Annotated in this window: 22 protein-coding genes and 2 rRNA genes; 15 read left to right on the forward strand and 9 right to left on the reverse strand. The window is 68.9% G+C overall.

The window, feature by feature from the left end:
• Window positions 1–31: 31 nt before the first annotated feature.
• The 5 genes from R2E43_RS17680 to pstB all read left to right on the forward strand — a co-directional run bounded on the left by R2E43_RS17680 (window position 32) and on the right by pstB (window position 4988).
• Window positions 32–460 carry an NUDIX hydrolase gene (locus R2E43_RS17680; protein ID WP_030868516.1) on the forward strand — a complete coding sequence of 143 codons (429 nt, stop codon included), beginning with the start codon at window positions 32–34 and terminating at the stop codon, window positions 458–460.
• Between the two features lie 329 nt (window positions 461–789).
• Complete coding sequence (gene pstS, locus R2E43_RS17685; RefSeq protein ID WP_016326789.1) at window positions 790–1917, forward strand: phosphate ABC transporter substrate-binding protein PstS; 1128 nt, start codon at window positions 790–792, stop codon at window positions 1915–1917.
• 169 nt (window positions 1918–2086) lie between these two features.
• Window positions 2087–3097: a phosphate ABC transporter permease subunit PstC gene (pstC, locus tag R2E43_RS17690; RefSeq protein WP_003974828.1), complete on the forward strand. Its 1011-nt coding sequence runs from the start codon at window positions 2087–2089 to the stop codon at window positions 3095–3097.
• Window positions 3094–4158 carry a phosphate ABC transporter permease PstA gene (gene pstA, locus R2E43_RS17695; protein ID WP_332056349.1) on the forward strand — a complete coding sequence of 355 codons (1065 nt, stop codon included), beginning with the start codon at window positions 3094–3096 and terminating at the stop codon, window positions 4156–4158. The genes pstC and pstA overlap by 4 nt, the downstream gene beginning before the upstream one ends.
• 53 nt (window positions 4159–4211) lie before the next feature.
• The gene (pstB, locus tag R2E43_RS17700; RefSeq protein WP_003974830.1) at window positions 4212–4988 is read left to right on the forward strand and encodes a phosphate ABC transporter ATP-binding protein PstB; all 777 of its coding nucleotides are present in this window, start codon (window positions 4212–4214) and stop codon (window positions 4986–4988) included.
• 120 nt (window positions 4989–5108) lie between these two features.
• Here the strand turns inward: pstB and pitH are convergent, their stop codons facing one another.
• Together pitH and R2E43_RS17710 are read right to left on the reverse strand one after the other, a co-directional pair.
• Window positions 5109–6107: a low-affinity phosphate transporter PitH gene (gene pitH / locus R2E43_RS17705; RefSeq protein WP_003974831.1), complete on the reverse strand. Its 999-nt coding sequence runs from the start codon at window positions 6105–6107 to the stop codon at window positions 5109–5111.
• Window positions 6108–6114: 7 nt separating this feature from the next.
• Entirely contained in the window at window positions 6115–6735 is a 621-nt protein-coding gene (locus R2E43_RS17710; RefSeq protein WP_003974832.1) for a DUF47 domain-containing protein, read from the reverse strand.
• A gap of 207 nt (window positions 6736–6942) precedes the next feature.
• On the opposite strand from R2E43_RS17710, the gene R2E43_RS17715 reads away from it, so the two are divergent.
• Window positions 6943–7344 (forward strand): metal-sensitive transcriptional regulator, encoded by a 402-nt coding sequence (locus tag R2E43_RS17715; protein ID WP_003974833.1) that lies wholly within the window; start codon window positions 6943–6945, stop codon window positions 7342–7344.
• On the opposite strand, the gene R2E43_RS17720 is transcribed toward R2E43_RS17715, so the two are convergent.
• The gene (locus tag R2E43_RS17720; protein ID WP_016326788.1) at window positions 7330–7494 is read right to left on the reverse strand and encodes a hypothetical protein; all 165 of its coding nucleotides are present in this window, start codon (window positions 7492–7494) and stop codon (window positions 7330–7332) included. The genes R2E43_RS17715 and R2E43_RS17720 overlap by 15 nt on opposite strands.
• Window positions 7495–7571: 77 nt before the next feature.
• Window positions 7572–8471, reverse strand: coding sequence for a hypothetical protein (locus R2E43_RS17725; protein ID WP_106518676.1), 900 nt, complete (start codon window positions 8469–8471; stop codon window positions 7572–7574).
• Window positions 8472–9108: 637 nt separating this feature from the next.
• Here R2E43_RS17725 and R2E43_RS17730 point away from each other — a divergent pair.
• The gene (locus R2E43_RS17730) at window positions 9109–10692 is read left to right on the forward strand and encodes an FAD-binding oxidoreductase (RefSeq protein WP_189284220.1); all 1584 of its coding nucleotides are present in this window, start codon (window positions 9109–9111) and stop codon (window positions 10690–10692) included.
• Between the two features lie 3 nt (window positions 10693–10695).
• On the opposite strand, the gene R2E43_RS17735 is transcribed toward R2E43_RS17730, so the two are convergent.
• Both R2E43_RS17735 and tgdA read right to left on the reverse strand, forming a co-directional pair.
• Entirely contained in the window at window positions 10696–11412 is a 717-nt protein-coding gene (locus R2E43_RS17735; RefSeq protein WP_003974837.1) for a phosphatase PAP2 family protein, read from the reverse strand.
• Between the two features lie 205 nt (window positions 11413–11617).
• The gene (tgdA, locus tag R2E43_RS17740) at window positions 11618–12640 is read right to left on the reverse strand and encodes a transglycosylase TgdA (RefSeq protein ID WP_016326784.1); all 1023 of its coding nucleotides are present in this window, start codon (window positions 12638–12640) and stop codon (window positions 11618–11620) included.
• Window positions 12641–13022: 382 nt separating this feature from the next.
• On the opposite strand from tgdA, the gene R2E43_RS17745 reads away from it, so the two are divergent.
• From R2E43_RS17745 to R2E43_RS17770, 6 genes are all read left to right on the forward strand, one after another.
• Window positions 13023–13331: a membrane protein gene (locus tag R2E43_RS17745; RefSeq protein WP_003974839.1), complete on the forward strand. Its 309-nt coding sequence runs from the start codon at window positions 13023–13025 to the stop codon at window positions 13329–13331.
• A 167-nt stretch (window positions 13332–13498) separates the two neighbouring features.
• A complete protein-coding gene (locus R2E43_RS17750; RefSeq protein ID WP_093456609.1) occupies window positions 13499–14302 on the forward strand; it encodes a hypothetical protein in 804 nt (267 codons plus the stop codon).
• Window positions 14292–15623, forward strand: a complete 1332-nt coding sequence (locus R2E43_RS17755) for a hypothetical protein (protein ID WP_173668748.1) — start codon at window positions 14292–14294, stop codon at window positions 15621–15623. Before R2E43_RS17750 ends, R2E43_RS17755 begins: the two co-directional genes overlap by 11 nt.
• 14 nt (window positions 15624–15637) lie before the next feature.
• Entirely contained in the window at window positions 15638–17179 is a 1542-nt protein-coding gene (locus R2E43_RS17760; protein WP_003974842.1) for an SCO6880 family protein, read from the forward strand.
• A gap of 12 nt (window positions 17180–17191) precedes the next feature.
• Window positions 17192–18607 (forward strand): ATP-binding protein, encoded by a 1416-nt coding sequence (locus R2E43_RS17765; RefSeq protein ID WP_003974843.1) that lies wholly within the window; start codon window positions 17192–17194, stop codon window positions 18605–18607.
• A gap of 73 nt (window positions 18608–18680) precedes the next feature.
• Complete coding sequence (locus tag R2E43_RS17770; protein ID WP_106518678.1) at window positions 18681–20180, forward strand: type IV secretory system conjugative DNA transfer family protein; 1500 nt, start codon at window positions 18681–18683, stop codon at window positions 20178–20180.
• 47 nt (window positions 20181–20227) lie between these two features.
• Here R2E43_RS17770 and R2E43_RS17775 read toward each other — a convergent pair whose 3' ends face one another.
• A complete protein-coding gene (locus R2E43_RS17775; protein WP_030868536.1) occupies window positions 20228–20788 on the reverse strand; it encodes a GNAT family N-acetyltransferase in 561 nt (186 codons plus the stop codon).
• A 94-nt stretch (window positions 20789–20882) separates the two neighbouring features.
• On the opposite strand from R2E43_RS17775, the gene R2E43_RS17780 reads away from it, so the two are divergent.
• Window positions 20883–22157: a sensor histidine kinase gene (locus tag R2E43_RS17780; protein WP_030868540.1), complete on the forward strand. Its 1275-nt coding sequence runs from the start codon at window positions 20883–20885 to the stop codon at window positions 22155–22157.
• The gene (locus tag R2E43_RS17785; protein WP_011029450.1) at window positions 22154–22822 is read left to right on the forward strand and encodes a response regulator; all 669 of its coding nucleotides are present in this window, start codon (window positions 22154–22156) and stop codon (window positions 22820–22822) included. The genes R2E43_RS17780 and R2E43_RS17785 overlap by 4 nt, the downstream gene beginning before the upstream one ends.
• A gap of 64 nt (window positions 22823–22886) precedes the next feature.
• Here R2E43_RS17785 and rrf read toward each other — a convergent pair.
• Together rrf and R2E43_RS17795 are read right to left on the reverse strand one after the other, a co-directional pair.
• Window positions 22887–23003: ribosomal RNA gene (gene rrf / locus R2E43_RS17790) — 5S ribosomal RNA — on the reverse strand.
• Between the two features lie 84 nt (window positions 23004–23087).
• Window positions 23088–26209: ribosomal RNA gene (locus tag R2E43_RS17795) — 23S ribosomal RNA — on the reverse strand.
• Between the last annotated feature and the right edge of the window lie 136 nt (window positions 26210–26345).

A 26345-nucleotide genomic window follows, 5' to 3' on the forward strand; every position in this document is an offset into this window, starting at 1 on the left:
CGGCCGCAGGACGACGGGAGGCGTACGCACCGTGAGCCCCGCAGACGACGACACCACGGTCCGCGCGGCCGGCTGCGTACTGTGGCGTCCCGCGCCCCAGGCGGCCCCCCGCGGCCGGGAGCTGTGCCTCGTGCACCGCCCGAAGTACGACGACTGGTCGCACCCGAAGGGCAAGCTCAAGCCGGGCGAGGACCCGCTCGCGGGCGCCCTGCGCGAGGTCGCGGAGGAGACGGGGTACGCCGCCGTGCCGGGCGCAGAGCTGACCACCGTGCGCTACCTCGCGAACGGCCGCCCCAAGGAGGTCCGCTACTGGGCCGCGGCGGCCGGCACCGGCGCCTTCGCCCCCTCGGACGAGGTCGACCGCATCCTGTGGCTGGCCCCCGAGGCGGCCCGCGCCCGTCTCACCCAGCCCCGGGACCGGGCCCTCGTCGACGAGCTGCTCACCACCCGTCTTCCCTGAACACCCAGGCCTGAGCACTCACCCCCGCGCACTCAGCCCCGCGCACTCAGCCCTGAGCACCCACCCCCGCGCACTCAGCCCTGAGCACCCACCCCCGCGCACTCAGCCCTGAGCACCCACCCCCCGCACCCAGCGAGGCCCGAGCGCCCCGGAACCGGCCCGTGTCCTCGACGTAAGCGTTCCGTGACCTCACCGCACCGTCCACAGGGGTTCACCCGGCGTTCATTTACGCCCTTCGGCGCCTTCATCTCATCTGCCTAATTTCGGCCTTACCACTCCTCGCACGCCGCCGAATTCAGGACGGCGGCTCCTGGAAGGAACTCCCTCAAGTGAAGCTTCAGCGCATGAACCGGCGGGCCCTCGCTCTCGGTGCTCTCGCCGTCTCCGGCGCCCTGGCCCTCACGGCGTGCGGCTCCGACGACACCGGCGGCAACAGCGGCAGCGACTCCAGCTCCGCCGCCGCCAACAGCAACATCAAGTGCGACGACGCCAAGGGCCAGCTCCAGGCCTCCGGCTCGTCCGCCCAGAAGAACGCCATCGACGCCTGGGTCAAGCAGTACGTCGCCGCCTGCAACGGCGTGCAGATCAACTACAACCCGACCGGTTCCGGCGCGGGCATCACCGCCTTCACGCAGGGCCAGACCGCGTTCGCCGGTTCGGACTCCGCGCTGAAGCCGGACGAGATCGAGGCCTCGAAGAAGGTCTGCAAGGACGGCCAGGCCATCGACCTGCCGATGGTCGGCGGCCCGATCGCGGTCGGCTTCAACGTCACCGGCGTCGACTCGCTCGTCCTGGACGCGCCGACCATGGCGAAGATCTTCGACAGCAAGATCACCAACTGGAACGACGAGGCGATCAAGAAGCTCAACCCCGACGCCAAGCTGCCCGACCTGAAGATCCAGGCCTTCCACCGCTCGGACGAGTCCGGCACCACGGACAACTTCACCAAGTACCTGAAGGCCGCCGCGCCCGACGACTGGAAGTACGAGGGCGGCAAGTCCTGGGAGGCCAAGGGCGGCCAGTCCGCGCAGGGCTCCTCCGGCCTGGCCGGCCAGGTGAAGCAGACCCCCGGCGCCATCTCGTACTTCGAACTGTCCTACGCCAAGGACGGCATCAAGACCGTCGACGTCAAGACCGCGGCCGCCGAGCCGGTCAAGGCCACCGTCGAGAACGCCACCGCCGCCATCGGCGCGGCCAAGGTCGTCGGCACCGGCAAGGACCTGGCGCTGGAGCTGGACTACACCCCGGACGCCGCCGGCGCCTACCCGCTGGTCCTGGTGACGTACGAGATCGCCTGCGACAAGGGCAACAAGGCGGACACCCTGCCCGCCACCAAGTCCTTCCTGAACTACATGGCCTCGGAGGACGGCCAGGGCCTGCTGGCGGACGCCGGCTACGCCCCGATGCCCACCGAGATCATCACCAAGGTCCGCGAGACCATCTCGGGCCTGAGCTGACCCGAGTGCGGTCCGGCCTCCGCGCGGAGCCGACAGCGTCCCCTCCCGGGACCGACAGCGCCCCCGCCGGGGGCCGGACCGCACCGTCCGGTGCACCGCCGCCAGGAGCCCCCGACCGGGGCTCCGCCCGAGCCGCCGACCACGGCGGCTCCGCAGACCGGAGAACCCGATGGACATAACAACGGACACCCAGCAGCCAGCCCCCTCCCGCACACCCCAGCCGCCCGCCGCCGAGGACACGCGCGCCGGCCGCGGCGTCACCCGCCCCGGCGACCGGATATTCGTCGGCCTCTCCCGCGGGTCCGGCATCCTCGTGCTGGTCATCATGGCCGCCATCGCGGCCTTCCTCACCTACCGCGCCGTTCTCGCCATCGGCGAGGACGAGGCGAACTTCTTCACCAGCTTCGAATGGAACCCGACCGGCAGCCCGCCGGAGTTCGGCATCGCGGTCCTGGCCTACGGCACCGTCGTGTCGTCGATCATCGCCATGGCCATCGCCGTCCCGGTCTCGGTCGGCATCGCGCTGTTCATCACGCACTACGCGCCGCGCAAGCTCGGCGGCCTGATCGGCTACGTGATCGACCTGCTGGCCGCCGTGCCCTCGATCGTCTACGGCCTGTGGGGCGCCCTCGTCCTGGTGCCGCACCTGAACGGCCTCTACGGCTGGCTCGACGAGTACCTCGGCTGGACCGGGATCTTCGAGTGGAACGGCGGCGCGGGCCGCTCGCTGCTCACCGTGGGCATCCTGCTGGCGATCATGATCCTGCCGATCATCACCAACGTCAGCCGTGAGGTCTTCCGGCAGGTCCCGCGCATGCACGAGGAGGCCGCCCTGGCCCTCGGCGCCACGCGCTGGGAGGTCATCCGGATGTCGGTGCTGCCCTTCGGCCGCTCCGGCGTCATCTCCGCCTCGATGCTCGGCCTCGGGCGCGCGCTCGGCGAGACGATGGCCGTGGCCATGGTGCTCTCCCCGACCTTCGACATCACCCCGAGCCTGCTCGACCCGGGCGGCGGCACCTTCGCCCAGAACATCGCCAGCAAGTTCAACGAGGCCACCCAGATGGGCCGCGACGCCCTGATCGCCTCCGGTCTGGTCCTGTTCGTCATCACCCTGCTGGTCAACGGCGGCGCCCGCATGATCATCGCCCGCCGCAAGGAGTACTCGGGGGCCAACGCATGAGCCACGCAACCCTGACCCCCGCCCCCAAGAACCGCAGCTCCCTGCGCGCCGCCACCCTGCCCAAGTGGTTCCCCTGGGCGGTCGCGGCCGGCTCGGTCCTCCTCGGCCTCGGCATCAGCACCGCCGCCGGGCTGAACAGCAGCATCCAGTGGGCCCTGATCGCCGCGGTCCTCTTCGTCGGCGGTTCGTACGGCATCTCGGCGCGCGTCGAGGGCGGCCGGCAGGCCAAGGACCGGGTCGCGACCAGCATGGTCTGGGTCGCCTTCCTGCTGGCCCTGATCCCGCTGCTCTCCCTCATCTGGGAGACCGTGAAGCAGGGCGTGAAGGTCCTCGACGGCTACTTCCTGACCCACTCGATGGGCGTGGTCGGCGACAGCGAGCCCGGCGGCGGCATCTACCACGCCATCCTCGGCACCCTGGAGCAGGTCGGCCTCGCCACGCTGTTCTCCGTGCCGGTCGGCGTGCTCACCGCGATCTACCTGGTCGAGTACGGCCGCGGCCGGCTCGCCAAGGCCGTCACCTTCTTCGTGGACGTCATGACGGGCGTCCCGTCCATCGTCGCGGGCCTGTTCGTGCTCAGCCTGTGGGTGCTGATCCTGGACATGGGACCGTCCGGCGTCGCGGGCTCCTTCGCCCTGTGCATCCTGATGATCCCGGTGGTCGTCCGCTCCACCGAGGAGATGCTCAAGCTCGTCCCGAACGAGCTGCGCGAGGCGTCCCTCGCCCTGGGCGTGCCGAAGTGGCGCACGATCCTCAAGGTGGTCCTGCCGACCTCGATCGGCGGCATCGTCACCGGCGTCATGCTGGCCGTCGCCCGCATCACCGGCGAGACGGCCCCCGTACTGCTGCTGGTCTGGGGCACCGACTTCATCAACGCGAATCCCTTCCAGGATCCGCAGGAGTCGCTGCCGATGTACATCTACCTCCAGTACGGCGCGGGCTCCGACGCGGCCTACGACCGTGCCTGGGCGGCGGCCCTGACGCTGATCGCCTTCATCATGATCCTCAACCTCGCGGCCCGCGGCGTCGCCCGCTGGAAGGCCCCGAAGACGGGTCGCTGACGCGACCGACGCAGAACAGTCAGCGACTCGGACCGAAAGAAGCAGTGATACCCATGGCCAAGCGCATAGATGTCAGCGGCCTCAACGCCTACTACGGCTCCTTCCTGGCCATCGAGGACATCTCGATGACCGTCGAGCCCCGCTCCGTGACGGCCTTCATCGGCCCCTCCGGCTGCGGCAAGTCCACCTTCCTGCGCACGCTCAACCGCATGCACGAGGTCACCCCGGGCGGCCGCGTCGACGGCAAGGTGATGCTCGACGACGAGAACCTCTACGGCGCGGGCATCGACCCGGTGGCCGTGCGCCGCGAGGTCGGCATGGTCTTCCAGCGCCCGAACCCGTTCCCCACGATGTCGGTGTACGACAACGTGGCGGCGGGCCTGCGCCTGAACGGCAAGTACAAGAAGTCCCAGCTGGACGACGTCGTCGAGAAGTCGCTGCGCGGCGCCAACCTCTGGAACGAGGTCAAGGACCGTCTGAACAAGCCGGGCTCCGGCCTCTCCGGCGGCCAGCAGCAGCGCCTGTGCATCGCCCGCGCGATCGCGGTCGAGCCCAACGTGCTCCTGATGGACGAGCCCTGCTCCGCCCTCGACCCGATCTCCACCCTCGCCATCGAGGACCTGATCGGCGAGCTGAAGGAGCGCTTCACGATCGTCATCGTGACGCACAACATGCAGCAGGCGGCGCGCGTCTCGGACCGTACGGCGTTCTTCAACCTGGCGGCGGTCGGCCAGCCCGGCAAGCTGATCGAGATCGACGAGACGGAGCGCATCTTCTCCAACCCGTCGGTCCAGGCCACGGAGGACTACATCTCCGGCCGCTTCGGCTAGACCGGCCCCGCCCCACCGAACCCCTCGCGGTGCTGCATGGCGGTGCCACCGCGAGGAGCACAAGGGCCCGCCCCCGGAAATCCGGGGGCGGGCCCATCGCCGTACCTGGGGCACTTGCCGCTACAGGACCGCCAGGTTCACGATCCAGAACGACACCGCGGCCACCACCGCGGCGGCGGGCATCGTGATGAACCACCCCATGATGATGTTCTTCGCGACCCCCCACCGCACCGCGTTGACCCGCTTCGTCGCCCCCACGCCCATGATCGCCGAGGTGATCACGTGCGTCGTGGAGATCGGCGCGTGGAAGATGAACGCCGAACCGAACATGATCGACGCGCCCGTCGTCTCCGCGGCGAACCCCTGGGGCGGGTCCAGCTCGATGATCTTCCGCCCCAGCGTCCGCATGATCCGCCAGCCGCCCGCGTACGTCCCGAGCGACAGCATCAGCGCACAGGCGAGCTTCACCCACACCGGGATCGGGTCGCCGTAGTCCTCGACGTCGGCGATGACCAGTGCCATCACCACGATGCCCATCGTCTTCTGCGCGTCCTGCAGGCCGTGCCCCAGCGCCATGCCCGCCGCCGACACGGTCTGCGCGATGCGGAAGCCGCGCTTCGCCTTGTGCGGGTTGGCCCGCCGGAAGATCCACATGATCGCGGTCATCACCAGGTAACCGGCGAGCAGGCCGATCACCGGCGACACGAACATGGGGATGACGATCTTGTCGACGACCCCGTGCCAGTACACGGTCGTACTCCCGGCCAGCGCGGCGCCGACCATGCCGCCGAACAGCGCGTGCGACGAGGACGAGGGCAGCCCGAAGTACCAGGTGATGAGGTTCCAGACGATGGCGCCCACGAGCGCCGCGAAGAGGATCCCCATCCCCTTCGAACCCTCGGGGGTCTCGATGACCCCCTCGCTGACGGTCTTGGCGACCCCGGATCCCATGAACGCGCCGGCCAGGTTCATCACCGCGGCCATGGCGAGCGCCGCCCGCGGCGTCAGCGCGCGCGTCGACACGGAGGTGGCGATCGCGTTGGCCGAATCGTGGAAACCGTTGGTGTACGTGAAGAAGAGCGCGACCCCGATGGTCACGACCAGAGCAAAGGTGTCCATGAACGGCTCAGGACTCCTTGACGGCGATGGTCTCCACCGTGTTCGCCACGTGCTCGAACGCGTCGGCCGCTTCCTCCAGCACGTCCACGATCTGCTTCAGCTTCAGCACCTCGATGGCCTCGTACTTGCCGTTGAAGAGGTGGGCGAGCAGCTTGCGGTGGATCTGGTCGGCCTGGTTCTCCAGCCGGTTGACCTCGATCCAGTACTCGGTGAGGTTGTCCATGGTGCGCAGGTTCGGCATGGCCTCGGCGGTCAGCTCGGCGGCCCGCGCCAGCACCTCGATCTGCTGCTCGACGCCCTTGGGCAGTTCCTCGACGTTGTAGAGGACGACCAGGTCGACGGCCTCCTCCATGAAGTCCATGATGTCGTCGAGGGAGGAGGCGAGGTTGTAGATGTCCTCGCGGTCGAAGGGCGTGATGAACGAGGAGTTCAGCTGGTGGAAGATCGCGTGCGTGGCGTCGTCACCCGCGTGTTCGGCGGCCCGCATACGCTCTGCGATCTCGGCCCGGGCGGATGCGTCCGCCCCGAGCAGTTCCATCAGGAGCTTGGAGCCCGTGACGATGTTGTCCGCGGAGGCGGCGAACATGTCGTAGAAGCTCGTCTCCCTGGGGGTCAGACGAAAGCGCACGTGGGGTCCTCGGGGTGCATGGGTTTCGGTCAGGCTGATGCTAGGCGCATCATCCGGCCACTGCTAACGGGCCGTCCCCCAGTGTCGCCCATCAGGCAGAGTGATGAGCAGGGGGGCGACGCCGGGCGTTCCGGCAAGGGCCCCCTACCCGGGAAAGTTCGTTACCATATACCCACCAGGGGTATTTGTCCGTTATTGGAGGACGCGATGACGACCACCGAGGCCGGCGCGAGTGCGCCCTCCCCCGCCGTGGACGGGGCGGTGAACCAGACGGCGCGCCAGGCCGAGGCGGACGGCACGGACATCGTGACCGACCACGACCGCGGCGTGCACGGGTACCACAAGCAGAAGGCCGAGCACCTCAAACGCCTGCGCCGCATCGAGGGCCAGATCCGCGGCCTGCAGCGGATGGTCGACGAGGACGTCTACTGCATCGACATACTGACCCAGGTCTCCGCCTCCACGAAGGCCCTCCAGTCCTTCGCGCTGCAACTGCTGGAGGAGCACCTGCGCCACTGCGTCGCCGACGCCGCCCTCAAGGGCGGCACCGAGATCGACGCGAAGGTGGAAGAGGCGACGAAGGCCATCGGCAGGCTACTGCGCACGTGAGCGCTCCTCGGCCACGCGCAGCACCTCGTCGATGCTCTCCATGCTGAGCCGCTCCCGGGCGGCCGACGCCGCGATGATCAACTCGCCGCACAGCTCGATCTCGGCGAGGGCCACGTGGTCCTGAACCGCCGTACCGCCGACCGGAGCCACACGCGTCACCTCGTCTCTGCCGTCACCGACTTCCTAGAGTAGGGAGCGGCCTACGCACCGCGCATGGCACGGAAGGGCTAGTTCTTGCCGTCCACGCCCCGCTCGCCCGGCTCGGCGGCGATCTTGCCGGCGTAGATGTCCTGGTCCTCGGGCAACCGTACGCGCACGGCGGCGCCGAAATCGTAGAGCAGCGTCGTCGAGGCGACGTCCACGATGCCGGTGCCGTCCTCCTGCCCGTTGGCGAAGCTGAAGCGGTGCCGGACCTTGCGGATGCGGCCCTGGTCGTCGAGGTAGGCGTCGAACGGCACCTGGGCGGTGGCGAACCCCTGGGCCGCCGCGGCCAGCGCCTTCCTGTTGCCCGCCGAGGCACCGCGCGCCGCCCGCGCGAGATCGGCGGTCCCCCGGTAGTGCCGCACCTCGGTCCCGGCCAGCTCGGTGCGTCCCACGAACGTCGCCGTCCGCGTCCCCCGCAGCACCTCGGCGGCCGCGAACGGATCCGTCGCCCCGCCGGTCACCAGGTTTCCGTCGGACAGCGAGTCGGTCTCCACCCGCACCCACTTGTCGTCGGGGACACCGGCCCCCCGGTTCTTCATGAACAGGGCACCCGGAGCGAGCAGCTCGGTGATCGGCCGGTGCTCACTCGTGCCCGCCGGGTCCTGGGGCAGCCGGACCTTCAACTGCCCGAGCCGCTCCTCGAAGTCGTACACGCCCTCGCCCCGGATGGTCACCCGCGTCCCGCCGCTGGCCATCTGCATCGCGGTACGCGCCTTGGCGCTCCCGGCGGCCACCAGCCGGTCGGCGGCCCGGTGCAGCACGGCGACCGGGTCGCCGCCGCCCGCTCCCTGGACGGAGGCCCCCTGCCCGGAACCGGAACACCCGGCAAGGGCCAGACAGACGCAGACCGCACCGCCGGCGAGGGCGGGGCCGCCGCCCGTCCACCCACTGCGCAGCTCCCGCTCCCGCTCCCGCCCGACCATCGCCACCTGCTATCCCAAGCCGTACGCCCGTTCCGGACCCCCTGCCGTCCCGCTTAACGAGGGGCAGGCAACCCCGGTAACGTTGTGGGCGTGGCGCAGCAGGACGGTCTCGAAGCCCCCGGGGACGCCCCGGAACACCTCACGACGACGGTCGAACAAGGCCCCTTCTGCCTGGCCCGCTGCACCTGCGGCTGGCGAGGCCCGGCCCGGAGAGCCAGAAGCCAGGCCCGCACGGACGCGCAAACCCACACAGCCACGTAGCCGTAGCCACAACTCCGGGCAACAGCACCCCCGCCCCCACGTAGCCGCAGGCGATCGCGCGCCGCTCCCACACCCCGCAGCCGCAGGCAATCGCACCGCCGCCCCCACCCCCCACAGCCGCAGGCAATCGCACCGCCGCCCCCACCCCCCACAGCCGCAGGCAATCGCGCCGCCGCCCCCACCCCACGCAGCTGCGGGCAGTCGTGCCGCTGGGGCGGCACGGGTGGGCGCAAGCGGCACCCGCCCAGCGCCGGTCAGCGCCCCCACCCCCGCGACGCCCCCAACGCCGTACACCTGTGCACCCACCGCACCCCGGGAACCCGCGCCCCCACACCCCCGTCTCCCTCCACGACCCCCCACGGGACGCGGAGGCGACATGCACCGGCGCACATTCCTGACCACCACCACAGCCGCCGCCCTGGCGGCAACCACAACCGCCTGCACGGGCAAGGACCAGCCCCCCGGCACCGATTCCAAAGGCACCGCAACCGGAACGCGCACCGCACTCACCTCCGCCGGCAGCGCCACCCCCACCCCCACTCCCAAGGCCCCCGCCACCTGGACCGCCCTCGCCAAGTCCCTGGACGGCCCACTGATCCGCCCCGGCGACCGCACCTGGACAACGGCCCACCAGCTCTACAACACCCGCTTCGACACCCTGAAGCCCACCGCCGTCGCCTACGCCGCCCACCCCGACGACATCCGCACCGCCCTCTCCTACGCCCGCGCCCACCGCATCCCCGTCGCGATCCGCAACGGCGGCCACTCCTACGCGGGCTGGTCCTCCGGCGACGGCCGCCTGATCATCGACGTCTCGACACTCAATCGCGTCCGCGCCTCCGCCGGCGAGGCGGTCGTCGGCGCCGGCGCCAAACTGATCGACGTCTACCGCGCCCTCGCCGCGAAGGGCGTGACCGTCCCGGCCGGCTCCTGCCCCACCGTCGGCATCTCCGGCCTCACCCTCGGCGGCGGCCACGGCGTCGTCTCCCGCGCCTACGGCCTGACCTGCGACAGCCTCACCCGGGCCACCCTGATCACCGCGGACGGCAAGGAGATCACCGCCGACGCGACAGGCGCGCACAAGGACCTCTTCTGGGCCCTGCGCGGCGCGGGCAACGGCAACTTCGGCATCGTCACGGAGTTCCGCTTCCGCACCCACCCCGCACCCCGGGCCGTGTCCGCGTACCTCTCCTGGCCCTGGCGAAAGGCTGCCGCGGTCGTCCGAGCCTGGCAGGAGTGGGGACCGGACCAGCCCGACGAGATCTGGTCCTCCCTCCACCTGGCCGCCGCCCCCGGCCGCACCCCCACCGTCTCGGTCGCCGCCTTCTCCCTCGGCACCTACGGCGAACTCCAGAACGCCGTGGACCGTCTCGCCGACCGCGTCGGCGCCTCCGCGAGCCACGTCTCCCTCAAGCGCCGTACGTACCAGGAGTCGATGGAGATGTACGCGGGCTGCTCGTCCTTCCCGACCGACGCCCGCTGCCACCTCCCGGGCTCCGCCCCCGGCCACTCGCCCCAGGGCTCGCTCGGCCGCGAGACGTACGCGGCCCGCTCGGACTTCTTCGACCGCTCAATCCCGCCGGCCGGCGTCAAGGCCCTGCTCTCCCGGCTCACCCCGGTGCACGGCGGCGCCGGCAGCATCGCGTTCACGGCGCTCGGCGGAGCGGTGAACCGCGTCCCGCCCACGGCCACCTCGTTCGTGCACCGGCGCTCCCGGATGCTGGCCCAGTACCTCGCGTCGTGGCGTCCGGGTACGAGCGGCAAGGCGGCCCGGTCCTGGCTGGATTCCGCCCATGACGCGATGCGCCCGTACGCCTCGGGGGCGGCCTACCAGAACTACACGGACCCGGCCCTGAAGGACTGGCGGCGGGCCTACTACGGAGACGCGGCCCCGCGCCTGGCGCGACTGAAGCACCAGTACGACCCGGACCGCGTCTTCACCTTCCCGCAGGCGCTGTGAGCCTCAGGCGGCGAGATCCCGCTCGCCCGAGGTCTCGGCGCCGCTCTCCTTGCGCGCCCCGGGGATCACGGCACCGCGTCCGGCGGCACCGGACCGGCCTCGCGCGCTGATCAGCCACCCCACCCGGGGCGAGCGCTCGACGGCCCGGGTCAGCGGCGTCAGCAGGGCCATGGCCACCGGCGACAGCAGCAGCGCGACGGCCGTACCGAGGGCGAAGCCGCCCACGACGTCGGTCGGGTAGTGGACACCCATGTAGACCCGGGCGAAGCCGCCGAACAGCGCCAGCACGATCGCGGCGATCCCGAACTTCCGGTTGGCGACGAACAGTCCGACCGCCAGGGCCATGCAGAGCGTGGCGTGGTCGCTCACGAACGAGAAGTCGTTCTTCCCCTCCACGAGCACTTCGAGGCCCTCATGGGACTTGAAGGGACGGGGCCGCTCCACGAAACCCCGTATCGGCACGTTGACCAGCACCGCGACCCCGGCCGCGAGCGGCGCCCACACCAGGGCCGCCACGTTCGGGGCCGCGTCCTCGCCGCCCCGCCGCCGCACACCCCACCAACACCACAGCACCAGCAGCACGATCGCGAACAGCAGTCCGTACTCACCGACGAACTCCATGACCCGGTCGAACCAGTGCGGCGCGTCCTTGGCCAGGCCGTTGATGTCGTAGAGCAGCTCGACGTCGGGGTTCGACCCGGATTCGGCGAGTCCAGCCATGGTGCTGCGGCCCCTTCGTCATGTCCTCCGGCGCGCCGAGCGCACGCCTCTTCTGCCACCCCCGTGGTCAGCTGTACGTCAACAGGAACGCACGGTCCCCGGTGATACGTTCCACACTCCACTGAATGATCACGCAGACGTTATCGAAGAGAGACAGTCGTCGCAGCTCAGGGCAGGGTTTCACGCTGGGTTCCCACCCTCCCATTCACACCGTGGTGGGCAGCGCTTTCGCGCCATCCTCGGTCACCCGGGTGGCCCCGAAGTAGTCGGGGGTGTCGATCGGATCGAACCGGATCACGGCCCCCGTCCGCGGCGCGTCGATCATGTACCCACCGCCCACGTAGATCCCCACGTGCCGGATGGCCCGCGAGTTGGTGAGGTCGTCCGAGAAGAACACCAGGTCCCCCGGCAGCAGTTCGTCCCGCCCCGGATGGGGCCCCGCGTTGTACTGGTCGTTGGCGACCCGCGGCAGCTTGATCCCCACACTCTCGTACGCCGCCTTGGTCAGCCCCGAACAGTCGAACCGCCCGCCCTGCTCGGGCGTCCCGTTCCCTCCCCACAGATACAGCGTCCCGAGCTTCTTCTGCGCGTAGGCGATGGCGCCGGCGGCCTGCTCGGACGGATCGACCCGGGTGGTGGGCGCGGCGAAGCTCTTCTCCAGCGTGGTGATGGTCTTGACGTAGTTCCTGGTCTCCTCGTACGGGGGCACGCCCTGATACCTGATCACCGCGTCGGGACCCGCGTTGTAGGAGGCCAGCATGTTCTCGGTCGGATTGCCCGGCACGCTCTTCACGTAGGAGGCGAGGGAGCAGTCGTACGAAGCAGCCGACGGGATCGCGTCCTCGGGGTCCCACACGTCCCGGTCGCCGTCCCCGTCGCCGTCGACACCGTGGACGGCCCACGTCCCGGGAATGAACTGCGCTATCCCCTGCGCCGTCGCCGCGCTCCGGGCCTTCGGGTCGAACCCGCTCTCCTGGTACAACTGGGCGGCGAGCAGCGCGGGGTTGATGGCCGGGCAGAGATTGCCCCACTTCTGCACGATCGGCTGGTACACCGCGGGCACGCTCCCCTTGGCGAGCTTCTTGGCCCCGCCGCCCGCACCGCCGCCGGCCAGGTTCCCGGCGACGAGGTAGACACCCACGACGAGCAGCATCACGAAGCCCATCCCCAGGGCGACCGCGACACCGGCACCGACCCACATCTTGCGCATGGTCCAACCATCCCCCATGGCCGCACCGTTCAGTGACGTTTCCCGGCCATGTCGCGACCGACCTGACGCCACCTCAACCGGGCACCGCCCACCTCGGCCGGCCCAGCGGCCGCGAACACCCCAGAGGGGTCCAACGACGCAACCACGCGACAGGTTGCGCCCCGCATCATTGCCCGGCGTAACCTCACGTGATACACAGAGTGACCATACGACTCTTCACGCACCGATCCGCACCACCCGGCGAGGACCCGGCGCGGACCGGTGGCAAGCTATTCGCACGAAACCCGCCAATCAATGACGCCAAGTCGACATGCGACGGTGCCATTGTCGGCGACAATGAGGCTTGACCTCTGCATGTCCGCAGAGGGCGCGGAACTACCCAACAGGGGCGGTGACTTACATGCTCTTTGCGGCCGACGAGGGAGACATCAACACCATCATCGGGGGGATCGCTCCGGACTGGGGCCCCTTCGGTGCGCTGGGGACCGAGGCCAAGACGATGGTCCAGGTCGTCATGGCCGTCGCCATTCTGCTCTGCCTCGGCATCGCCATCTGGGGCGCCGCCAAGCAGCGCATCGGTGCCACCGCACTCCGGGACACCTTCAGCGCGGAGCAGGGCAAGGGCCTGATCATCGCGGGCCTGACCGGCGTGTTCATCATCGGCTCGCTCGGCACGCTCTTCACCATCGTGTACGGGATGGCCGTGTAACCCCGGCACGCAACCGTTCCTCCCCCTCCATCCCACCCGCCCGTCGTGCCAACCGGCTGAGGTTGCGTTTCCCTGATGTCGAGTCATAACACCGCGCCCGAGCGGGACCCAGCACGGCTACCGTCGTACGTACACGGCCGACCCGACGTCGAGGGGGCGTACGCGGCATGAGTCTCGGAGACGATCACCAGTCGTCCGGCGATTACGGCGGTGCCGGCCGGACGCGGCTCCGGCTGCCCGAGGACGAGGGCGGCCCCCGACGCGGCGGCCGCTCCTCCTCGCGCAGCCTGGTCACCGTGGTCGGCGTCGTCGTCCTCCTCATCGCCGCGATCGCCTTCGCGAACCGTGGAGGAAGCGATTCCGCGTCCGGGGAGGACGGGGACGGCGACAAGCCGAAGACCTCGGCGACGGCGCCTTCGGGGACACGTCCGGTGCAGTCGGGCTTCGCCCATGACGCGCAGGGGGCGCAGAGCGCGGCGGCGAACTACGCGGTGGCGCTGGGTTCTGACGGGATGTTCGACAAGGCGAGACGGCACGGGATCGTGAGTACCGTCTACGCACCCGACGTCGCCGCCGCCCGGCAGACGGACCTGGACGGCGCGTACTCCAGCGCGAAGTTCCTGGCCAATATCGGCCTGGACAAGAACGGTAGGGCACCGGCTGGTCAGACGTTCGTCTCCCGGGTGATCCCGGTGGGCACCAAGGCCACGAAGTCCAGTGCCGAGGAGGCGACCGTCGAGGTCTGGTACACCTCGCTCTTCGGGCTCTCGGGCGGCAACTCGACCAACCCTGTGACCGAGAGTTGGTACACCACCACGTACCAGCTGACTTGGACCAATGGGGACTGGAAGGTCACCGACTTCCAGCAGAAGGACGGGCCGGTGCCCATCGGGCGCGATCAGCGGGCCTCCACGGCCGACGACATGACGAAGGCCGTGGAGGAATACGGAGGGTTCACGTATGCGCGCTAACCACCGAGTCCTCAGGGTCTCTGCCGCTGTCGCAGCAGTACAGGCCTCGACCATTCTGCTGGCCACCCGGGCGTTCGCCGCCCCTACACCGGCGCCCACGGACACCGAAGACCCCTGCGATCTCATCCGCGGCCCCGCCAAGGACTACTGCGAACGAGGCGAAGGCGGCGGTTCCGGTGGTGGTGGCGGGACGCCCGACACGCTCCCCTCCACCCTCGACCCCCTCTCCTCCCTCGCCAAGGGCTGTGCCGACGCCGCCGCCTGGACCGTCGACACGCTCAGTGACGCCGTGAAGAACACCGCCGACGTCGACTTCACGAACGACACGTTCCTCAAGCAGTACGCCGTCGTCTTCGCGGCGTCCGCGTTCCTGACCCTGATCCTCTGGCTGCTCGCGGTGGCCAAGCGTGCCGTCCGCGGCGTCCCGCTCACCACCGCGCTCTCCGAGGCCGTCGGGTTCCTCTGGCTCACCGTCCTGGCGTCGGCCTTCACGCCGCTGATCCTGTACACGGTCGTGTCGGCCACCGACGCCGTCACCGACGTCCTGGCCAAGGGCACCGGGGACCAGACGGACACCTTCTTCGGCACCTTCTCCCAGGCGCTGAAACAGGGCAACGACATCGGCGGCGGCCCGATCATGCTGATCCTGGTGTCGTTCGTGTCGATCATCGCCGCGGGCGTCCTCTACCTGGAGCTGTACCTGCGCGCCGTCCTGCTCTACGTCGGCGCCCTGCTCGGCGTCGTCGTCTACGCCGGCCTGGTCGACAAGAACCTGTGGGGCCACGTCCGCCGCTGGGCGGGCATCATGATCGCCGTGATCATGGTCAAGCCGGTCATCGTCATCGTGCTGGGCCTCGCCGGCGCGCTGACCACGGCGGACGGGCCCGACTCCGTGGCCGCCATCGTGTCCGGCCTCGCCATCATCCTGCTCGCGATCTTCGCCTCGGCGATGATCTACCGCTTCGTCCCCGGCTTCGGCGACGAGATCGCCAACGGCCGCAACAACCGCATCATGCAGGGGGCCGAGGGCAAGGCAGCCGCCGTGATCAGCTCCCCGGCCAACCTCGTCGCCCAGGGCATCAGAACCCACAGCAGCCGCCACAACGGCGACGGCGGCGGCGGGCAGTCCTCGTCCTCCGCGGCCGCCCGCCCCTCGAACCCCGCCTCCGGCGGAGTCGCCGCGCACAGCTCGCGCCCCTCGAACGGCGGCGGCGGAAATGTCCCCTCCGCCGCACCCGCACCGCGCTCCGGCAGCCCGGTGAACACGCCCCACGCAAGCAACACCCGCAACAGCCAGAGCACAGGAGGTGACGGGCGTTGACGACCGAGTCCCACATGTCCCATACGGTCACGCCCCGCCGTACGTATCTGATCGGCCGCGCCCGACCGAACGCGATCGTCGGCCGCAATCGCGAGACCGGTGAGATCGCGCTGATCGTCGCGGGCGCGTTCCTCGGCATGATGTGCGGGCTCCTCGTCCCCGTCCTGACCCTGCGGATCGTGCTGCTCTGCGGATTCCCGATGCTCGCCCTGGCGGCGGTCTACGTGCCGTACAACCACCGCACGTTCTACCGGTGGTTCGAGATCAACCGCAGCTACAAGCGCACCCTCCGCCGGGGCACCACGTACCGCTCCGGCGCCATCGAGGCGGGCACCAGGATCGACGGCCGCGAGATCGAGGTCGGCCCGCCGCCCGGCATCGGCCGCATCTCCTGGCTGGCGGCGCCCTTCGGGCCCGACGAGATCGCCGTACTGCTGCACGCCGACCGCAAGACCGTGACGGCCGCCATCGAGATCGAGGGGCCCGGCGTCGGCCTGCGCGACTCCGAGGACCAGGAAGCCCTCGTCGACCGCTTCGGCACCCTGCTCAAGCACGTGGCCAACGGCGACGGCTTCGTCACCCGCATCCAGATGCTCGCCCGCACCCTCCCGGCCGACCCCGACGCACACGCCAAGGACGTCTCCCAGCGCGGCGACGAGAAGTCACCGCCGTGGCTGCGGCAGTCGTACGACCAGCTCCAGTCGATGGTGTCCACCAGCAGCGAGCAGCACCGCGCCTATCTGATCGCCTGCATGCACTACAACCGCGAGCTGGCCGCCGAGGCCCACACCATGGCCCGCGCCGCCCGCCCGCACACCGGCCGCAAGCTGGACCGGGACGCCGGGCTCGCGGTCGTCATGGCACGCGAACTGACCGACATCTGCTCCCGCCTCCAGGAAGCCGACATCCGCGTGCGCCAGCCGCTGGGCCAGGGCCGGCTCGCCTCCCTGATCCACGCCATGTACGACCCGGACCACCCCATCGACCACATCCAGGCGATGACCAAGCGCAACGCCTGGCCGGCCGAGCTGGACGCCATGGAGCCCACCTACCTCCAGGCCAAGACCCGCGAGTCCGCCACCCGCGCCCCCTGGTGCCACGCCACCGCCTGGATCAAGGAGTGGCCGATGACCCCGGTGGGCGTCAACTTCCTGGCTCCCCTCCTCGTCCACACCCCGGACGTGATCCGCACCGTCGCCGTCACGATGGACCTCGAACCCACCGAGGTCGCCATCGAGCGCATGCTGACCGAGAAGACCAACGACGACGCCGAGGCGTCCCGCGCCGCCAAGATGAACCGGACCGTGGACCCCCGCGACATCGCCGCCCACGGCCGCCTCGACCAGCGCGGCGAGGACCTCGCCAGCGGCGCGGCCGGCGTCAACCTGGTCGGCTACATCACCGTCTCCTCCCGCACCCCCGAGGCGCTGGCCCGCGACAAGCGGACGATAAGGGCATCGGCCGGGAAGTCGTACCTGAAACTGGAGTGGTGCGACCGTGAGCACCATCGCGCCTTCGTGAACACTCTTCCGTTCGCCACCGGCATCCGAAGGTAGGGGCTGAGCCTGATGCGGGACCCGCTGACCGTCCTCACCGACGCCTTCACGTCCTTCCTCTTCGGGAAGGTGGAGACGACCCGCCTCCCCGTCCGCACGTCCACCGGACAGGCCCAGGCCGTCTACCTGCCGACGGCCGCCCCCGGCCTCGGCGACTCCGGCGTGATCATCGGCCGCGAGGTCTACTCCGGCAAGGGCTACATCTACGACCCCTTCCAGCTCTACGGCCAGCAGCTCCCCGCCCCGCACTGGCTGGTGCTCGGGGAGTCGGGGAACGGCAAGTCGGCCCTCGAGAAGACGTACGTCCTGCGCCAGCTCCGCTTCCGCGACCGCCAGGTCGTCGTCCTGGACGCCCAGGGCGAGGACGGCGTCGGCGAGTGGAACCTCATCGCCGAGGAGCTGGGCATAACTCCCATCCGCCTCGACCCGATGGCCGCCCTGGACCACGGCATCCGCCTCAACCCCCTCGACCCGGCGATCACCACGACGGGCCAGCTGGCGCTGCTCCGGACGATCATCGAGGTCGCCATGGGCCACGGCCTGGACGAGCGCTCCGGCTTCGCCCTCAAGGTCGCCCACGCCTACGTCAACGAGACCATCGTCGAACGCCAGCCGGTCCTCACCGACATCGTCGAGCGGCTCCGCCACCCCGAGCCGGAGTCCGCCGAGGCGATGAACGTCGCCATAGACGACGTACGGGCCTGGGGCCTGGACGTGGCGCTGGTCCTCGACCGGCTCGTCGACGGCGACCTGCGCGGCATGTTCGACGGCCCGACGACCGTCGGCATCGACCTCGACGCCCCGCTGATCGTCTTCGACCTCTCCCACATCGACCGCAACTCCATCGCGATGCCCATCCTCATGGCCATCGTGGGCGTCTGGCTGGAGCACACCTGGATCCGCCCCGACCGGAAGAAGCGCATCTTCCTGGTCGAGGAGGCCTGGCACATCATCAACAGCCCCTTCGTGGCGCAGCTGTTCCAGCGGCTCCTGAAGTTCGGGCGCCGGCTCGGCCTGTCCTTCGTGGCGGTGGTGCACCACCTGTCCGACGTCGTCGACGGGGCGGCCGCGAGAGAGGCCGCCGCCATCCTCAAAATGGCCTCCACCCGCACCATCTACGCCCAGAAGGCCGACGAGGCACGCGCCACCGGCCGCGTCCTCGGCCTGCCCCGCTGGGCGGTGGAGATCATTCCCTCCCTGACCCCCGGCATCGCGGTCTGGGACGTCAACGGCAACGTCCAGGTGGTCAAACACCTGATCACCGAGACCGAACGCCCCCTGGTCTTCACCGACCGCGCGATGACCGAGTCCTCCGCCGACCACCTGACCGACGACGCCCTGCGCGCCGCGGAGCTGGAGGCGGAGGAACGGGCGGCGGCCTTCATGGAGCAGCACATCGGCGACTCGTCGGAATCGACGGTGGCATAGGGCCAGTAGGAGCACCGGCGCAGCAGGAGCGCCAGGGCAGCAGGACAGCGGGACGAGGAGAGGCACCGGACGCATGAGACCGGACGACCGCCGCGATCAGCGGCCGGCCCAGGGCGGCATCCCCGACGGCCTGCTGATCGGCATACTGGCCTTCCTCCTCGGCATGACCCTGCTGGTCTGGACGGCGACCGGCCTGTCCGCCCTGTTCGCCCACGGCGCCTGGCCCGACGGCGTCAGCTTCACCGGCACCCCGCAGGCCATGCGCCAACTGATCGCCGAGCCGCACGACATCCCGGGCGCGTGGCCGGACGCCCCGGAGGGGGCGCTGTCCGGGTACGGGTTGTTCTGGGGGCTGTTCATCGGCCAGCTGATGGTGCTGGTGGTGCTGACGGTGTTCGTGATGGGCACGGTGGCGCGGTGGCGCGCGGTACGACAGCGACACCGCGAGCAGCCGACACCAGCACCGGCACCGGCACCGGCACCGGCACCGCCGGCAGCACCGGTGGCGCAGGAGACGCCGGTCCAGGAGCCCTCGCGGCACGAGGTGCCCACCCCCAGGGCGCCGCACCAGGACCCGGCTCTGGAAACCGAGCCCCCAGCCTCTGCGGCCAACGGCAAACGGTTGGGTGGGTGGGAAACACACCGCGCCGAAGGCGCGGTGCACTACGGCCCCGGGGAGAGCCGCCACTCAACCGCCGTCCAAACCCTGCGGGACGCGGAGGGCGCCGCCCTCGTCATCACCTCCAACCCCGCCCTGTGGTCGGAGACCAAGGACGCCCGCGCCAAACTCGGCCCCACCCACCTCTACGACCCGAACCACCTCTGCGACACCCCCGCCCGCGTCCACTGGTCCCCCACCGGGGGCTGCGAGGACAGACAGACGGCCACTGCCAGAGCGGCCGCCCTGCTCACCCCCGTCCGCCCCACCGCCCGCCTCGACCAGGCGATCGGCGACACCGCCGAACTGCTGCTGCGCAGCTACCTCCACGCCGCCGCCATCGACGGCCGCACCATCCGCCACGTCCACCGCTGGTCCCAGGGCCTCCAGGTCCAGGACGCCGTCCGCATCCTGCGTACCCACCCCAAGGCCGCCCCCGGCTCCGCGGGCGAACTCGAAGGGTCCCTTACCGCCCACCCCGAGCGCCGGGACATGGCCCAGCAGCTCACCGCCCGGGCCCTCGCCGCGCTCTCCACGGTCAATATCCGCGAGGCGTGCACTCCCAACCGAACTGATGCCCTCGCCTTGGATTCCTTCGTCCACGAACAGGGCACCCTTTACGTGGTGGGTGAATCCATTGAGGATCCCCGTACGAGCCCGGGCGCGATGCCGCTGCTGACGGCGCTCGTCTCCAGCGTGGTCGAGCGCGGCCGGCGCATGGCCGAACGGTCATCCTCCGGTCGCCTCGACCCACCAATGACGCTCGTCCTGGACGACGTCGCGGCCGTCGCCCCGCTGCCCCAGCTCCCGGACCTGCTCGCCGACGGCACGGACGCGGGCATGCCGACCCTGGCCCTGCTCCGCTCCCGCGAACAGGGCCGCGCCCGCTGGCCCCACGACGAACTGCCCGTCTGACGAACCGCCCGCCCGACGTGCCCTGAGGCCCGGCGGCGCGAGGCGGGTCAGCGCTCGAGCACGTACTCCAACTCGTGGTCCCCGGGCCCGCCCTCCAGCGGCACCGTCCGCCCGCTCGGCACGAACCCCGCCTTGCGGTAGGCCCCCTGTGCCCGCGTGTTGCCGGGATGCACGATGAGCCGCATCCGCTCGACGCCGTTCGCCCACCCCCACTCGAGACCGGCGTCGAACAGCGCCTTGGTCAGCCCGCTCCCCCGCCACTCGGGCCGTACGAACACCCCGACGACATGACCCTGCCGCCGCTCCACCGGGAACCCGGCCCAGTCCGTCGTCCCGGCCTCCTCCACGAGCACGGTCAGCGTGCCGAGCCACAGCCCGCCGGGTCCCACGGCAACGACCTGCTGCGCCTCGGCGGCCCCCTCGGCGCCACGGACCGCCCGCTCCTGCCAGTAGGAGTCCGGCCGCGCGGCGGCTTCCTCGTACGTTTCCAGGTACGCGAGATCCGCGACCGGGTCCCGCAGCGCACGCAGCCGCAGCTCCTTCACCGCGGGCCACTCGTCGGCGCGTATGGAACGGATCACGTAGTCACCGGGGACCGAGGCACTCATGCCGGCCACCGTAATACCCGGGTACTACGCCCCTCATCTCATATACGGCCCCCGGACGGACGCCCGTCCCGCCCGGACCCCCGACCATGGTCAGATGGAGCCCGTGAAGCCGGTGCCGGAAGACCGAGCCGCCGAACCCGTCACCGAGTACGTCCAGCGCGTCAACCGGCGGATCCGCGCCTTCGACCACCGCCATCCGCTCCTGTGGGACCTCACCCTCACCGGCTTCTGGGTCCTGGCCGCCCTCGTCGACGGGACCGGCGACGGCTGGCGCAGCGTCGCCCACGACCCCGGCGTCCCCGTCGGCCTCGTCCTCGTGCTCAGCCTCGCCCTCTCCGTCCCCGTCGTCTGGCGCCGCAGCCACCCCCGGGGTGCCCTCCTCGTCACGCTGCCCGCGGCGCTGGTGAGCGCATGGTCGGGCGCCGCCCTCCAGGCCGCCCTGCTGCAACTCCTCCTCGTCCACCACATCGCCCTGCGCCTGCCGCTGCGCAACCTCTGGTGGGCGGTGGCCGTGGTGGCCGCGCCGACCTGTGTCTCGGTCGCCCGCTACGGGGACAGCGCGGGCTCCTGGAACCAGCAGCTCGGCTCGCAGCTCGTCGCCATCGGCGTGGCCGCCCTCATCGGCATCACCGTGCGCACCCGGCGCGGCTACACCGAAGCCCTGGAGGACCGCGCCCGCCGCCTGGAGACGGAACGCGACCAGCAGGTCCGGCTCGCCGCCGCCGCCGAACGCGCGCGCATAGCCAGGGAGATGCACGACATCATCGGCCACAACCTCTCCGTCATCACCGGCCTCGCCGACGGCGGCCGCTACGCCGCCGCCAAGTCCCCGGACCGCGCCGCCCAGGCCCTCGACGCCATCGGCACCACCAGCCGCCAGGCGCTCGGCGAACTCCGCCGCCTCCTGGACGTCCTGCGCGACGACGACCAGGACGGCACCGGCCCGGAGCCCGAACTGGCCCCGCAGCCCGCCCTCACGGACCTCGCCCGTCTCCTCGACGGCGTACGCCGGGCCGGCCTCCCCGTCCGCACGTCCGTCAAGGGGGAGCCCGCCCTCCCCGAGGGCCGCCAGCTCACCCTCTACCGCGTCATCCAGGAAGCCCTCACCAACACCCTCAAACACGCCGGTCCCGACGCCACCGCCCACATCGAGCTGTCCTACGGGTCGGGCGGCGCCGCCACCCTCACCGTCACCGACACGGGCCGGGCGGCCCCGCTCCCCTCCCGCACGCCGTCCGGCGGCCGCGGCCTGCCGGGGATGCGTGAACGGACCTCCCTGTACGGAGGCACACTTGAGGCCGGCCCGCGCCCGGCCCCCGAGCAGGGGTGGCGCGTCCATCTGCACCTACCGGAGGAATCCCCGCAGTGACCACCGTCCTCATCGCCGACGACCAGCCCCTCCAGCGCTTCGGCTTCCGCATGCTCCTGGAGAGCCAGGACGACATGACGGTCGTGGGCGAGGCGGCCAACGGTGCCGAAGCGGCCCGGATGGCGGCCGAACTCCACCCCGACGTCGTCCTCATGGACGTCCGCATGCCCGGCCTGGACGGCATCGAGGCGACCCGCCGCATCGTCGCGGGCGGCGGCCGCAGCCGCGTCCTCATCCTCACCACCTTCGACCTGGACGAGTACGCCTACTCAGGCCTGCGCGCCGGCGCCTCCGGCTTCCTGGTCAAGGACGCCCTGCCGGAGGAACTCCTCTCCGGCATCCGCGCGGTGGCCACAGGCGACGCGGTGGTCGCCCCGAGCCTCACCCGCCGCCTGCTCGACGCCTACGTCCACCACCTGCCGGCCGCCGGCACACGGGACCACACGCCCGGGTCCCCCGATCCGCGCCTGTCCCCACTCACCGAACGCGAGACCGAGATCCTGCGCGTCATGGGCCAGGGCTGGACCAACACGGAGATAGCCGAGCGTCTCCACCTCGCCGAGTCCACGGTGAAAACACACGTGGGCCGCATCCTGGCGAAGACGGGCTCCAGGGACCGTGTCCAGGCGGTCATCCTGGCCTATGAAACAAAGCTGGTGGGCTAGAAACCGGGGGTAGAACGCAGAAAACCCCGCACCGTTCCCGGTGCGGGGTCTCCCAGCAACAATTGTTCGGCGGCGTCCTACTCTCCCACAGGGTCCCCCCTGCAGTACCATCGGCGCTGTAAGGCTTAGCTTCCGGGTTCGAAATGTAACCGGGCGTTTCCCCTACGCTATGACCACCGAAACACTATGAAACACTCAACCGCACCATGTGTGGCACATGGGGTTGTTCGTGGTTTCAGAACCAACACAGTGGACGCGAGCAACTGAGGACAAGCCCTCGGCCTATTAGTACCGGTCACCTCCACACCTCACGGTGCTTCCAGATCCGGCCTATCAACCCAGTCGTCTACTGGGAGCCTTAACCCCTCAAGGGGGTGGGAGTCCTCATCTCGAAGCAGGCTTCCCGCTTAGATGCTTTCAGCGGTTATCCCTCCCGAACGTAGCCAACCAGCCATGCCCTTGGCAGGACAACTGGCACACCAGAGGTTCGTCCGTCCCGGTCCTCTCGTACTAGGGACAGCCCTTCTCAAGACTCCTACGCGCACAGCGGATAGGGACCGAACTGTCTCACGACGTTCTAAACCCAGCTCGCGTACCGCTTTAATGGGCGAACAGCCCAACCCTTGGGACCGACTCCAGCCCCAGGATGCGACGAGCCGACATCGAGGTGCCAAACCATCCCGTCGATATGGACTCTTGGGGAAGATCAGCCTGTTATCCCCGGGGTACCTTTTATCCGTTGAGCGACGGCGCTTCCACAAGCCACCGCCGGATCACTAGTCCCGACTTTCGTCCCTGCTCGACCCGTCGGTCTCACAGTCAAGCTCCCTTGTGCACTTACACTCAACACCTGATTGCCAACCAGGCTGAGGGAACCTTTGGGCGCCTCCGTTACTCTTTAGGAGGCAACCGCCCCAGTTAAACTACCCATCAGACACTGTCCCTGATCCGGATCACGGACCCAGGTTAGACATCCAGCACGACCAGACTGGTATTTCAACGACGACTCCACCCACACTGGCGTGCGAGCTTCAAAGTCTCCCAGCTATCCTACACAAGCCGAACCGAACACCAATATCAAACTGTAGTAAAGGTCCCGGGGTCTTTCCGTCCTGCTGCGCGAAACGAGCATCTTTACTCGTAGTGCAATTTCACCGGGCCTATGGTTGAGACAGTCGAGAAGTCGTTACGCCATTCGTGCAGGTCGGAACTTACCCGACAAGGAATTTCGCTACCTTAGGATGGTTATAGTTACCACCGCCGTTTACTGGCGCTTAAGTTCTCAGCTTCGCCACACCGAAATGTGACTAACCGGTCCCCTTAACGTTCCAGCACCGGGCAGGCGTCAGTCCGTATACATCGCCTTACGGCTTCGCACGGACCTGTGTTTTTAGTAAACAGTCGCTTCTCGCTGGTCTCTGCGGCCACCCCCAGCTCAGAGTGCAAAACTCGTCACCAGGTGTGGCCCCCCTTCTCCCGAAGTTACGGGGGCATTTTGCCGAGTTCCTTAACCATAGTTCACCCGAACGCCTCGGTATTCTCTACCTGACCACCTGAGTCGGTTTAGGGTACGGGCCGCCATGAAACTCGCTAGAGGCTTTTCTCGACAGCATAGGATCATCCACTTCACCACAATCGGCTCGGCATCAGGTCTCAGCCACAAGGTGTGCGGATTTACCTACACACCGGCCTACACCCTTACCCCGGGACAACCACCGCCCGGGATGGACTACCTTCCTGCGTCACCCCATCACTCACCTACTAACCGCTTGGTTCGGCGGCTCCACCACTCCCCTCAACTCCGAAGAGATCAGGGCGGCTTCACGGCCTTAGCATCACGATGCTCGATGTTTGACGCTTCACAGCGGGTACCGGAATATCAACCGGTTATCCATCGACTACGCCTGTCGGCCTCGCCTTAGGTCCCGACTTACCCTGGGCAGATCAGCTTGACCCAGGAACCCTTAGTCAATCGGCGCAAACGTTTCTCACGTTTGTATCGCTACTCATGCCTGCATTCTCACTCGTGAACCGTCCACAACTCGCTTCCGCGGCTGCTTCACCCGGCACACGACGCTCCCCTACCCATCACAGCCGGCGTTGGCCGTATTGCTGCAATGACACGACTTCGGCGGTACGCTTGAGCCCCGCTACATTGTCGGCGCGGAATCACTAGACCAGTGAGCTATTACGCACTCTTTCAAGGGTGGCTGCTTCTAAGCCAACCTCCTGGTTGTCTGTGCGACTCCACATCCTTTCCCACTTAGCGTACGCTTAGGGGCCTTAGTCGATGCTCTGGGCTGTTTCCCTCTCGACCATGGAGCTTATCCCCCACAGTCTCACTGCCGCGCTCTCACTTACCGGCATTCGGAGTTTGGCTAAGGTCAGTAACCCGGTAGGGCCCATCGCCTATCCAGTGCTCTACCTCCGGCAAGAAACACACGACGCTGCACCTAAATGCATTTCGGGGAGAACCAGCTATCACGGAGTTTGATTGGCCTTTCACCCCTAACCACAGGTCATCCCCCAGGTTTTCAACCCTGGTGGGTTCGGTCCTCCACGACCTCTTACAGCCGCTTCAACCTGCCCATGGCTAGATCACTCCGCTTCGGGTCTTGAGCGTGCTACTAAAAACGCCCTATTCGGACTCGCTTTCGCTACGGCTTCCCCACCCGGGTTAACCTCGCAACACACCGCAAACTCGCAGGCTCATTCTTCAAAAGGCACGCAGTCACGAGGATGGAGCAAGCTCCATCCCGACGCTCCCACGGCTTGTAGGCACACGGTTTCAGGTACTATTTCACTCCGCTCCCGCGGTACTTTTCACCATTCCCTCACGGTACTATCCGCTATCGGTCACCAGGGAATATTTAGGCTTAGCGGGTGGTCCCGCCAGATTCACACGGGATTTCTCGGGCCCCGTGCTACTTGGGTGTCTCTCAAACGAGCCGTTGACGTTTCGACTACGGGGGTCTTACCCTCTACGCCGGACCTTTCGCATGTCCTTCGCCTACATCAACGGTTTCTGACTCGTCTCACGGCCGGCAGACCGTAAAAGAGAGATCCCACAACCCCGCACACGCAACCCCTGCCGGGTCTCACACGTATACGGTTTGGCCTCATCCGGTTTCGCTCGCCACTACTCCCGGAATCACGGTTGTTTTCTCTTCCTGCGGGTACTGAGATGTTTCACTTCCCCGCGTTCCCTCCACACTGCCTATGTGTTCAGCAGCGGGTGACAGCCCATGACGACTGCCGGGTTTCCCCATTCGGACACCCCCGGATCAAAGCCTGGTTGACGACTCCCCGGGGCCTATCGTGGCCTCCCACGTCCTTCATCGGTTCCTGGTGCCAAGGCATCCACCGTGCGCCCTTAAAAACTTGGCCACAGATGCTCGCGTCCACTGTGCAGTTCTCAAACAACGACCAACCACCCGTCACAACCCACTCACGCGGATTTTTACCGGGGCCGGCAACTGAAGGCGACCTCACGGCCGTACCCTCAGATACCCAACAGCGTGCC

It is taken from the genome of Streptomyces violaceoruber (assembly GCF_033406955.1).
In the GTDB taxonomy this organism is placed as follows: Bacteria; Actinomycetota; Actinomycetes; order Streptomycetales; family Streptomycetaceae; genus Streptomyces; species Streptomyces violaceoruber.